This window comes from Rhodococcus chondri, assembly GCF_036327435.1.
In the GTDB taxonomy this organism is placed as follows: Bacteria; Actinomycetota; Actinomycetes; order Mycobacteriales; family Mycobacteriaceae; genus Rhodococcus; species Rhodococcus chondri.
In genome coordinates this window covers 1-10,672 of the sequence record NZ_JAUZMZ010000154.1, presented here as the reverse complement: position 1 = coordinate 10,672, position 10,672 = coordinate 1, and the positions used below count along the sequence as shown (strand labels likewise).

The window sequence follows — 10,672 nt, the reverse complement described above, 5'->3', positions numbered from 1 at the left end:
TGACCGGACTCGTCGTGGCCGTGGCCTCGACGGCCTGCACCGCCGATCCACCGCCTCCGATCGAGCAGTCCGAGCCGACCACCACGCCGCCCCCGGCTCCGCAGCGCAGCACGGTCGTCGTCGCCATCGACAACGTCGACACCGGATTCAATCCGCATCTGCTGGCCGATCAGTCCCCGGTCGCCAATGCCGTGGCAAAGTTGGTGCTGCCCAGCGCTTTCCGGCCCGTTCCCGCCGCGGACAACCCGGCCGTCACCGAGTGGATCCTCGACGAGACGGTGCTCGTATCGGCCGAGGTCACCGGGCAGAACCCGACCACGATCACCTACCAGCTGCGCAACGACGCGCAATGGTCCGACGGCGCGCCGATCGCCGCCGAGGACTTCCGTTATCTCTGGCAGCAGATGATCACGCAACCCGGTGTCGTGGATCCTGCCGGCTACCGGCTCATCGACGATGTCGAATCGTCGGGCGGAGGCAAGACCGTCACCGTCACGCTGCGCGAACCATACCCGGCGTGGCGGGAACTGTTCACCGTCATGCTCCCAGCGCACCTCGTCAAGGACACGCCCGGCGGGTTCGCGACCGGCCTGTCGGAATCGATCCCGTTGTCGGGCGGTCGGTTTCACGTGGAATCGGTGGACCGCGGTCGCGGTGAAGTGCTTCTCGAACGCAACGACCGGTTCTGGGACACCCCCGCTGTCCCCGACGAGATCCTCATGCGGCGCGGAGGCAGCGACGCACAACTCGTCGAGTCCATGCGCACCGGCGACGTCCAGGTCGCGCAGACGAACGGCGGCTCGTCGCTGCTCACCCAGCTGGGCGCGGTACCCGGTCTGCGTACCGCGGTCCGGTTGCAGCCGCGCACCCTCGAACTGACGTTGAACACCCGCACCCCGGAACTGGCCGATCCGCGCGTGCGGCGAGGTGTGCTGGGACTGCTCGACCCGGATCTGCTCGCCCTCGTCGCTGCCGGTACGGAATCGAGTGTGGTCCCCGCCCGCGCCCAGGTTCTCGCGCCGTCCGATCCCGGGTACGTACCGACGATGCCGCCGCGGCTTCCCCGCGAGGAGGCCCTCCGATCACTGGGGGAGGCCGGGTACGTACCGGTGGCACCCCCTGCGCCCGACCTTGCGGCCCCCGACGCGCCACCGGCCGATGCGATCCCCGACGGCACTCTCGTCCGCGAGGGGGCGCCCCTGGCCCTCGTCCTCGGTGTGCCGGAGGGGTCGGAGACCGCCCGCACCGTCGCCCGCACCGCGGCCGATCTGTTGCTCGGCGCCGGCATCGACGCGACCGTGACCGAGTTGCCCTCCGAGGAGCTCTACGGGGAGGCCGTCACCGAAGGTGCGGTGCATGCCGTGGTGGGGTGGATGCGTGCCGGTGAGGACGCGCCGACGGCGGCAGTGTCCCGATTCGCGTGTCCGCCCGCTCTCCTTGCGGCCGAGGACGGGTCGGCGCCGACGAGCGCACCTGCGGCCCCCCGGGATGCGCCGACCGCGGAGAATCCCGCTGCACCCGAAACAACCGAAACCACAACATCGTCCGAAGATGTGTCCGACGCGCGGGACGCAGCGCTCGCGCAACTCGAGGCGCCCAGCAACCTGTCCGGGGCATGCGATCCGTCCCTCGACCCCGACCTGCGCGCCGCGCTCACCGGCGCCGGGGACGCTCGGGCGATCCTGATGGACGCGCAGCCCGAGCTGTGGGAGCTGGCGGTGAACCTGCCGATCCTGCAGGATCGCGCGGTGGTCGCCGCCGGTCCGGACGTCGACGGGGTGTCGTTGACCGGGGCCGTCCCGGCCGGGATCGTCGCCGACACCCACCTTTGGAAGAGGACGACACGATGACCTGTCCCGACGGCGAGTACCCGCGCAGGCTGCTGCTCGTGCACGCCCATCCCGACGACGAAACCCTCACCACGGGCGGCACGATCGCCCGGTATGCCGCCGAAGGCGCCGAGGTCACCGTCGTGACCTGCACGCTGGGGGAGGAGGGCGAGGTCATCGGCGACGAGTGGGCGCAGCTGACCGCCGACCGCGCCGACCAGCTCGGCGGCTACCGCATCCTCGAACTGACCCGAGCGCTCGACGCGCTGGGCGTGCCCGCCCCGCGCTTCCTCGGTGGGGCCGGCCGCTGGCGGGACTCGGGGATGGCCGGCACACCGTCCGCAGCCGATCCCCGGGCGTGGGTCAACGCGGATCCCGACGAGGCAGTGTCTGCGCTCGTGGAGGTCATCCGGGAAACGCGCCCGCATGTTGTCGTCACCTACGACCCGGTGGGTGGTTACGGGCATCCCGATCACATCGCGGTGCATCGCCGCGTCACCTCCGCGGTCGAGGCGGCGGGCACCGACGTCTACCCCGACGCCGGGGCGCCGTGGACACCCGCGAAGGTGTATTGGACCGTCACGGAAGCCTCGGCGCTGGCAGCGGGTGTGGCAGCGATCCGCGACGTGCCCGACGGCTGGAAGCGGCCCGAGCCCGACGACCTGCCGAGCACGCCGGACGACGAGGTCGGCGCCGCCATCGACGTGACCGGCGTGCTGGATGCCAAACGCGCCGCGATGGCCGCGCACGCGACGCAGGTGCTTCTCGCGCCGGGCGGGGAACAGTTCGCTCTGTCGAACCTGGTCGCTCAGCCCGTCTTCGCCGAAGAACACTATGTGCTCGTCCGTGGCGAACGGGGAGAAGTGGACGAGACCGGGCGGGAGCGTGATCTGTTCGCCGGCATCGACATCGGTTAGTGTGACCCACGTCATGCCGTGACCCGCGATATGTGAGGGTCACGCTGCGGTGCCGAACAAGGGGAATGCCGATGTACGACTGGTCCGTCCAAAACCAGATCGTTGCTTTCGTGGACTCGCTGCGGCCGTATGCCGGCGAGATCCGTGAGGGCTACTACAGCGCGCTGTACGCGTTCGCCGACCAGCAGAGTCACCTGCTCACGATGCTCGGGTACCCGCCGGTGCCGTGACATTTCCGTCCGACCCGGTTGTGGTTGCTCCGCGCCGGTGGCGCACGATGGACGCATGACGGTCGATCCCGCCACCGCGCTTCCCGATGCTGCACCAGCCGAATCCGAGCCTCGCAAAGGCCTGGTCGGGCTGCTCGTCGCCGACGGCGCGCTCTGTGCGGTGCTGTCGGTGTTCTATCTGGGCCTCTACATCGGTGGGGTGCCGTTTCCGATCACCATCCTGCTGGCCGCGGTGATCAACCTTCTGCTCGTGATGGCCGTGCGAACCGAGACGGGATCGCTCGGCACCGCGGCGTGGCCGTTGCTCGCCTGGGTCGTCGGATTCGGGCTGTGCCTGCTCGGCGGACCCGGAGGCGACATGGTGGTCGTCGCCGACTGGCGGATCCTGCTATTGCCTATCGCGGCCCTGGCTCCCGCGGGCTTCTACCTGTTCTCGGCCCGCATCAACGCGATCACACAGGCAGCCCGGCAGTCCGCGCCGCGTCCGTGAGCACGGTGGTGAGCATCGACGGCGTGAGCCGTCCGGTGAAGGTGTTCTGCTGGCTGACGTGATAGCAGCCGAACAGATGCAGTGGCCGGCGGTCCGCCCGGCCCGGAGCGAGCGTCACGTGCGCACCGTGACCGAACTTCGGTCGCGGTACGGGAATCTCCCAGCCGGCGCCGGACAGCACCGGTAGCAGCGCCTGCCAGCCGAACCCACCGAGAACCAACACTGCCCGCACTGTGGGCGACAGCAGCCCCAGTTCCTCCTCGAGCCAGTGGCGGCACGTGTCGCGTTCGATGATCGTCGGCTTGTTCGCGGGGGGTGCGCAGTGCACCGGTGAGGTGACCCGCGTCCCGTACAGTTCGAGACCGTCGCCGGGGTGCGTGGCCGTCGGCTGCGAAGCCAGTCCTGCCTCGTACATCGCGGCGTACAGGAAATCGCCGGACCGGTCCCCGGTGAACATGCGACCGGTGCGGTTGCCACCGTGGGCCGCCGGGGCGAGGCCCACGATCAGCAGAGCGGCGTCCGCGGGACCGAATCCGGGGACCGGTCGTCCCCAGTACACCTCGTCGCGGAACGCCGCCCGCTTCTCCCGCGCCACCTGTTCGCGCCACGCCACGAGTCGTGGGCACGCCCGGCACTCCACGAGCCGGGAATCCAGGTCCGCAAGGGTTTCCGGTGCAGGGTCCCGGTGCGCGCTCATCGCCGCACCCACATGTCGCCCACTCCGGGAGTGACTGCCTCGACCAACGCCCACGCGTGTTCGGCCGGGATGTCCACTACCGCGTAGTGGCCGGCACCTGCCGGGGTCGCGGCGATCACCGTCGCCACCCCCGCCCGGCGCTGGAAGAACGACTGCCGCACGGTCCAGCCGACGATGCCGGCCGCGTCGAGACAGACCCGCTGCCGGTCCAGCGATCCGCCGCGCGTGATCAGCCGTCCGGGAAGGACCGCATGCCCGAGGCTACGGTACCGGTCCCACGCCAGCCCCGCCGATCCGGCGACGAGCACCACGATCAGCGCGACCGTGAGTGCCGGCGGCAGGGAACCGCCGGTCGCCACCGACGCGGCGATTCCGGCGGCAGCAATCGCCGCGGCGGGGAGCATCGCCCGCACGAAACGCCGCCGTCGCGCAATGCGTCCGTGCGGCACCAACCGCACCTCGACAGCTCCGGCATCGGTGAGCACCGCCGCCGCGACCCGTTGCGCCTCGGAGGCCGGGGCGGACGGCAGGACGAGGGACGACTCGCCGCGTTCCGCCGCGACCCCCGTCATGATCGCGTCGAGTCGCGCGGCGCCGACCAGTCGCAGCGCGAGCGGTTCACGCAGATTCACCCCGCGCAGGCGGGCACGATCGAGCGTCGTGTGGCGGACCCGCAGCAGACCGAACCCGATCCGGAGCATCCGTCCGTCGTCGGTGACACGCAGATTTCCGTACAACAGCAGGTAGCGGATGCACGCCGCGATACTCGCCACCACGATCACCGCCACCACGATCACTGCCGCAGTCACGACGACACCGGCCGTTTCCAGAACTTCGACGCCGCGCTCGACCGTCCGCGACTCGCTGAGCCGTTCCCCGAGCCCGTACTGGAATGCCAGCCCGGCGACCGCCACGACACCGAGCAGACCCGTGGTGGAGAACGGCGCGTACCGCACCCACCGTGGGTCGAGCCGGGCGATCTCGGTCTCCTTCGGCGCGGGCAGGTCCGGTTCCGCGTGGTGCGGGGTGCGCGCGGAGGCCTCTGCGCCGGGGTCGGAGCCGGCCGCGAGCAACGCGGCACGCAGCGCCGGCACCGCGGCCACGGCCAATCCGTTGAGTTCGAAGCGGTTCCGGTCGGCCCCGCCCGCGGACTGGCCTGTCCCGATCTTGACCACCGCCAAACCGAGCAGGCGGTGCAACACCCGCTGATCGACGTCCACCGACCGGATGCGGCTGCGCGGAATGGACAGTTCCTGTCGCTGCAACAGTCCCCGTCGCAACTCGACGTGCACAGGGCCGATGCGATACGTGGTGGTGAACCAGCGCAGCAGGCCGACGACCACGAGCACCCCGGCCACCGCGAGCCCCCAGTACGGATTTCCGCTGCTGGTGCCGAGCACCACCGTCCCGATCAGGACCGGCAGCAACCGCAGGATCTCCTCGACCGGGTGGATCAGCAGCATCCGCCGGTCGAGCCGTAACCAGGGCAGCTCCGCCTCTGCGGTTCCGGGGTTCATGGTTCCGGGGTTCATGTCGCGTCGGCTCCGTCGCGTCCCGCGATCGCGGTGAGCCGGGCAACCGTCGCATCGGCGGTCGCGGTGTCGAGCGCGGTGATCTGCACTGCGCCGGCCGACGATGCGGTGGTGACGGTGACTGTGGCGAGGCCGAGCCAACGGTCGATCGGACCGCGCTCGGTGTCGACGGTCTGGATGCGTGAGATGGGCGCGATGCGGCGCTCCTGCGTGAACCAGCCGGAGCGCGTGTACACGGCGGTGTCGCTGATCTCCCAGCGATGCACCCGGTAGCGCCAGAGCGGCACGACGGCGATGTGCACCCCGCCCAGGACGACCGTGGCGACCGCGACCGAGACGTGGAGACCGGGGCGCCCGGCGTCGAGCACTCCCCATACCACCTGCGCGACGACCGGGGGCACCCACATCAGGGCCGCGTTCACCGCCCACAAGGCCCGTGCCCGGGGACTCGGCCGCCATGCGGGATCTGCCATCACGACGTTGCCGTCCACTGTTGCCCTCCCGGCTTCGAGTACCGGCTCCAGGTTAGGCTGGTCTCGGAAAAGGATCCCGCCATCGGGTGCGGACCACAGGTAGCAGATAGCTGACGAGGAGGATCGACATGACCGAATCATCGGACGCCGTCCGGTCGAACGCGATCGAGTTCGACAGCGCGGCCGACACCGACTCGGAGGCCGATCGCATCGAGCAGTCGATTCCGGTCTACGACGATCCGGCCGACGTGATCCCGCCGGAGCTTCCCCTCGAATCGGATCCCGCGGACACCGTCGACCAGTATCGCGAGGTCCCCGGAGACGAGGACTACCCGCGCCAGTGAGAACCCGAAGTGGCATAGGGCACCGCGGAGGCGCATGATCGGCCAATGACCGATTCCGTTGACGACACCGTGCACTCTGCGATGCTTCCGTCGCCTTCGCTGCGGCCCGGCGCCGCGCCGCGACCGTCGCCGTCCGGGATGCGGCGGGCGTTGCGCCGGGCACGCGACGGGGTGACCCTGAACGTCGATGAAGCGGCGGTGCTGCTGCAGGCGACCGGCTCCGACCTCGACGACCTGTGCGCGTCCGCGGCGCGGGTGCGCGACGCCGGTCTGCTCGCGGCGGGACGTCCGGGCTCGGTCACGTATTCGCGCAAGGTGTTCGTGCCGATCACCCGGCTCTGCCGGGACCGGTGCCACTACTGCACGTTCGTCACCGTTCCCGGCAAGCTCCGCGCCGCCGGCGAAGGTATGTATCTCGAGCCCGACGAGATCCTCGACATTGCACGCCGCGGTGCCGAATTGGGCTGCAAGGAAGCACTGTTCACGCTCGGCGACCGCCCCGAGGATCGGTGGCCGGAGGCGCGGCAGTGGCTCGACGAGCGCGGTTACGACTCGACGCTGGACTACGTGCGGGCGATGTCGATCCGGGTGCTCGAGGAGACCGGTCTGCTGCCGCACCTCAATCCCGGGGTCATGAGCTGGGCCGAGATCTCACGGCTCAAGCCGGTGGCGCCGTCGATGGGCATGATGCTCGAGACCACGTCGGAGCGGTTGTTCACGGAGAAGGGGCAGTGCCATCACGGCAGCCCCGACAAGGATCCGGCCGTGCGGTTGCGGGTGCTCACCGACGCCGGCCGGCTGTCGGTGCCGTTCACGACCGGCATCCTCGTGGGGATCGGCGAGACGTTCACCGAACGCGCCGAATCGATCATCGCTATTCGCAAGTCGCACAAGGCATTCGGGCACATCCAGGAAGTGATCGTCCAGAATTTCCGCGCGAAGGACGACACCGCGATGCGCGACGTGGACGACGCCGGCCTCACCGAGTTCCGCGCCGCGATCGCCGTCGCGCGGCTGCTGCTCGGTCCGGGCATGCGGATCCAGGCGCCGCCGAATCTGGTGTCGCCGGAGGAGTGCCGGTCGCTGCTGGCCGCGGGCGTCGACGACTGGGGTGGCGTGTCGCCGCTGACCCCCGACCATGTGAACCCGGAACGACCCTGGCCGAACCTCGACGCACTCGCGCAACTCAGCTCGGACGCCGGATTCGTGCTCACCGAACGCATAGCCGCGCAACCGCCGTACGTGCTCGCGGGCCAGCCGTGGATCGACCCGCGGATCACGGCGCATGTGCGCGCACTGGCCGATCCGGAGACCGGACTGGCGAAGCAGGTGCTGCCCTCCGGGTTGCCGTGGCAGGAGCCGGACCTCGACTGGGATTCGTCGGGCCGGGTGGACCTGAATTCGGAGATCGACGTCACGGGCCGCAACACCGAAACCCGCTCCGACCTCGGTAGTGCGTTCGGCGACTGGGACACCGTCCGGGACCAGGTTCTCGCGCTGGGGGAGTCCGCGCCCGTGCGGCTCGACAGCGATGTGCTCGCGGCTCTGCGCTCGGCGGAGCGCGACCCCGCCGGTTGCTCCGACGCCGAGTACGTCGCGCTCGCGACCGCCGACGGTGCCGGACTCGAAGCTGTGGTCGCGCTGGCCGACCGGTTGCGCCGCGACGCCGTCGGAGACGACGTCACCTACGTCGTCAACCGCAATATCAACTTCACCAACATCTGCTACACCGGCTGCCGGTTCTGCGCCTTCGCGCAACGTAAGGGCGACGCCGACGCGTTCACGCTGTCGACGAAGGAGGTCGCCGACCGGGCATGGGAGGCGCACGTCGCCGGCGCCACCGAGGTCTGCATGCAGGGTGGCATCGATCCCGAACTGCCCGTCACCGGCTACGCCGACCTGGTGCGCGCGGTCAAGGCGCGAGTGCCGTCGATGCACGTGCACGCGTTCTCGCCGATGGAGATCGTCAACGGGGTGGCGCGCAGCGGCACCTCGATCCGGGACTGGCTGATCGAACTGCGTGCCGCAGGCCTCGACACGATTCCGGGTACCGCCGCCGAGATCCTCGACGACGAGGTGCGCTGGGTGCTCACCAAGGGCAAGCTCCCGACCGCCGAGTGGGTGGAGGTGGTCACCACCGCGCACGAGGTCGGTCTGCGCTCGAGCTCGACGATGATGTACGGGCACGTCGACCAGCCGCACCACTGGGTGGGGCACCTGAACGTGTTGCGCGGAATCCAGGACCGGACCGGCGGTTTCACCGAGTTCGTCCTGCTGCCGTTCGTGCACCAGTCGTCGCCGCTGTACCTGGCGGGCGCGTCCCGGCCGGGCCCGACGATGCGCGACAACCGCGCGGCGCACGCCCTGGCGCGGATCATGCTGCACGGCCGCATCGACAACATCCAGACCAGCTGGGTCAAGCTCGGTGTCGCGGGTACTCGGGCGATGCTCGAGGGCGGCGCCAACGACCTCGGCGGAACCCTGATGGAGGAGACCATCTCCCGGATGGCCGGCTCGCAGCACGGGTCGGAGAAGACCGTCGCCGAACTCGTGTCGATCGCCGAGGGGATCGGCCGCCCCGCCCGTGAGCGCACGACGTCGTACGCCCGTCGTGAGCTGGATGTGAGCGTCCGGTAGTCTCGCGCAGTCGACGACCGGGCCGTTCGGGTCCCGAAACCCGTCCGGGTCAGGGCACCCTAACGCGACTGCGTCTCCCGAGGTCGGGGGATACTGGACGGTGGCGGACGTCGAGTACGCCAGATTCGCCGGGGCCGCACAGGCCGGGCGGGCATACAGAGAGGCAGGGAGAACAGCAGTGACGTACACGATTGCGGAGCCGTGCGTGGACGTGTTGGACAAGGCATGTATCGAGGAATGCCCCGTCGACTGCATCTACGAGGGTGGTCGCATGCTGTACATCCATCCCGACGAGTGCGTCGACTGCGGCGCCTGCGAGCCGGTGTGTCCCGTCGAAGCGATCTTCTACGAAGACGACGTCCCGGACGAGTGGTCCGAGTACATCAAGACCAACGTCGACTTCTTCGTCGACCTCGGTTCGCCGGGCGGTGCCGCGAAGCTCGGCAAGGTCGATTACGACACGCCGTTCGTCAAGGCACTCCCTCCCATGGGCGAAGAGTAGGCCGAGGTGACCGCAGGTCCCGTGAAGGCACGTGTGCGACGTTCGGTCGCGAGCAATCTTCCGGACTTTCCGTGGGATTCGCTGACCGAGGCGAAGGCGAAGGCGGCCGCGCATCCCGACGGAATCGTCAACCTGTCCGTGGGCACGCCCGTCGACCCGGTTGCCCCCGTCATCCGTGATGCGTTGTCCGCTGTGGCCGACGAGCCCGGCTATCCCACGACGCACGGGACCGAGGCCCTGCGGGCCGCGGCCGTCGGTGCCCTCGAGCGCCGTTACGGCATCACGGGACTCGACGAGACCGCGATCCTGCCGGCGATCGGCACGAAGGAAATGATCGCGTGGCTGCCGAGCCTCCTCGGACTCGGCGCCGGCGATCTGGTCGTCATCCCCGAACTGGCGTATCCGACGTACGAGGTGGGTGGTCTGCTCGCAGGCACCCGTCTGATCCGGGCCGACGGACTGAACCGCCTGGGTCCCGAAGGCGCGGCACTGGTGTTCGTCAACTCGCCGTCCAACCCGACCGGCAAGGTGCTCGGCCTCGAGCATCTGCGCAAGGTGGTCGACTGGGCACGCAGCCGCGGCGCGATCGTCGTCTCCGACGAGTGTTATCTGGGCCTGACCTGGGAAGGTGAGGCCCTGTCCATCCTGCACCCCAGCGTCAGCGACGGCGACCACACCAACCTGCTCGCGGTGCACTCGCTGTCCAAGACCTCGAACCTTGCGAGCTATCGCGCCGGGTTCGTCACCGGCGACGCCGAACTCGTCGCAGATCTGCTCGAGGTGCGCAAGCACTCCGGGATGATGCTGCCGCTGCCGATCCAGTCCGCGATGACCGCGGCGCTGAACGACGACGAGCACGAGAACATCCAGCGCGAGAAGTACCGGGCCCGCCGCGACACGTTGCTGGCGGCCGTGCGCGGTGCCGGATTCACCGTCGACCACTCGGAGGCGGGACTGTATCTGTGGGCCACGCGCGGTGAGGAGTGCCGTGCCACCGTCGACTGGTTCACCGAGCGGGGCA

At 69.7% G+C, this 10,672-nt stretch carries 11 protein-coding genes; 8 read left to right on the top strand and 3 right to left on the bottom strand.

The annotated features are described in order from the left end of the window. Window positions 1-14: 14 nt before the first annotated feature. The 4 genes from Q8814_RS20825 (at window position 15) to Q8814_RS20810 (ending at window position 3,466) form a co-directional block, all read left to right on the top strand. Window positions 15-1,850 (top strand): ABC transporter family substrate-binding protein, encoded by a 1,836-nt coding sequence (locus Q8814_RS20825; protein WP_408015955.1) that lies wholly within the window; start codon window positions 15-17, stop codon window positions 1,848-1,850. Further along, on the top strand, window positions 1,847-2,746 hold the full coding sequence (mshB, locus tag Q8814_RS20820; RefSeq protein ID WP_330153896.1) for an N-acetyl-1-D-myo-inositol-2-amino-2-deoxy-alpha-D-glucopyranoside deacetylase: 900 nt from the start codon (window positions 1,847-1,849) through the stop codon (window positions 2,744-2,746). The genes Q8814_RS20825 and mshB overlap by 4 nt, the downstream gene beginning before the upstream one ends. 71 nt (window positions 2,747-2,817) lie before the next feature. Continuing rightward, window positions 2,818-2,976 (top strand): hypothetical protein, encoded by a 159-nt coding sequence (locus tag Q8814_RS20815; protein ID WP_330153895.1) that lies wholly within the window; start codon window positions 2,818-2,820, stop codon window positions 2,974-2,976. A 55-nt stretch (window positions 2,977-3,031) separates the two neighbouring features. Continuing rightward, window positions 3,032-3,466: a hypothetical protein gene (locus tag Q8814_RS20810; protein WP_330153894.1), complete on the top strand. Its 435-nt coding sequence runs from the start codon at window positions 3,032-3,034 to the stop codon at window positions 3,464-3,466. On the opposite strand, the gene Q8814_RS20805 is transcribed toward Q8814_RS20810, so the two are convergent. From Q8814_RS20805 to Q8814_RS20795, 3 genes are read right to left on the bottom strand one after another with little or no spacing between them, the layout of a single operon-like run. Continuing rightward, entirely contained in the window at window positions 3,429-4,163 is a 735-nt protein-coding gene (locus Q8814_RS20805) for a uracil-DNA glycosylase (protein WP_330153893.1), read from the bottom strand. The two genes, Q8814_RS20810 and Q8814_RS20805, sit on opposite strands and share 38 nt — an antisense overlap. Then, complete coding sequence (locus Q8814_RS20800) at window positions 4,160-5,695, bottom strand: PH domain-containing protein (protein ID WP_330153892.1); 1,536 nt, start codon at window positions 5,693-5,695, stop codon at window positions 4,160-4,162. Before Q8814_RS20800 ends, Q8814_RS20805 begins: the two co-directional genes overlap by 4 nt. Continuing rightward, window positions 5,692-6,168, bottom strand: coding sequence for a PH domain-containing protein (locus tag Q8814_RS20795; protein ID WP_330153899.1), 477 nt, complete (start codon window positions 6,166-6,168; stop codon window positions 5,692-5,694). The genes Q8814_RS20800 and Q8814_RS20795 overlap by 4 nt, the downstream gene beginning before the upstream one ends. A 128-nt stretch (window positions 6,169-6,296) precedes the next feature. Between Q8814_RS20795 and Q8814_RS20790 the strand changes: the two genes are divergently transcribed. The 4 genes from Q8814_RS20790 to dapC all read left to right on the top strand — a co-directional run. Continuing rightward, complete coding sequence (locus tag Q8814_RS20790) at window positions 6,297-6,512, top strand: hypothetical protein (RefSeq protein ID WP_330153891.1); 216 nt, start codon at window positions 6,297-6,299, stop codon at window positions 6,510-6,512. Window positions 6,513-6,557: 45 nt separating this feature from the next. Next, window positions 6,558-9,149, top strand: a complete 2,592-nt coding sequence (locus tag Q8814_RS20785; RefSeq protein ID WP_330153890.1) for a bifunctional FO biosynthesis protein CofGH — start codon at window positions 6,558-6,560, stop codon at window positions 9,147-9,149. A gap of 178 nt (window positions 9,150-9,327) precedes the next feature. Next, window positions 9,328-9,651 (top strand): ferredoxin, encoded by a 324-nt coding sequence (gene fdxA, locus Q8814_RS20780; protein ID WP_330153889.1) that lies wholly within the window; start codon window positions 9,328-9,330, stop codon window positions 9,649-9,651. A gap of 21 nt (window positions 9,652-9,672) precedes the next feature. Continuing rightward, window positions 9,673-10,672 (top strand): succinyldiaminopimelate transaminase (gene dapC / locus Q8814_RS20775; RefSeq protein ID WP_330153898.1); only part of this gene is annotated, 1,000 nt, incomplete at its 3' end.

Coding starts and splice junctions, on each gene's coding strand:
- Q8814_RS20795 (WP_330153899.1), bottom strand. CDS start 6,168: ATGGCAGATCCCGCATGGCGGCCGAGTCCCCGGGCACGGGCCTTGTGG.
- Q8814_RS20800 (WP_330153892.1), bottom strand. CDS start 5,695: ATGAACCCCGGAACCATGAACCCCGGAACCGCAGAGGCGGAGCTGCCC.
- Q8814_RS20810 (WP_330153894.1), top strand. CDS start 3,032: ATGACGGTCGATCCCGCCACCGCGCTTCCCGATGCTGCACCAGCCGAA.
- Q8814_RS20805 (WP_330153893.1), bottom strand. CDS start 4,163: ATGAGCGCGCACCGGGACCCTGCACCGGAAACCCTTGCGGACCTGGAT.
- Q8814_RS20785 (WP_330153890.1), top strand. CDS start 6,558: ATGACCGATTCCGTTGACGACACCGTGCACTCTGCGATGCTTCCGTCG.
- mshB (WP_330153896.1), top strand. CDS start 1,847: ATGACCTGTCCCGACGGCGAGTACCCGCGCAGGCTGCTGCTCGTGCAC.
- Q8814_RS20815 (WP_330153895.1), top strand. CDS start 2,818: ATGTACGACTGGTCCGTCCAAAACCAGATCGTTGCTTTCGTGGACTCG.
- Q8814_RS20790 (WP_330153891.1), top strand. CDS start 6,297: ATGACCGAATCATCGGACGCCGTCCGGTCGAACGCGATCGAGTTCGAC.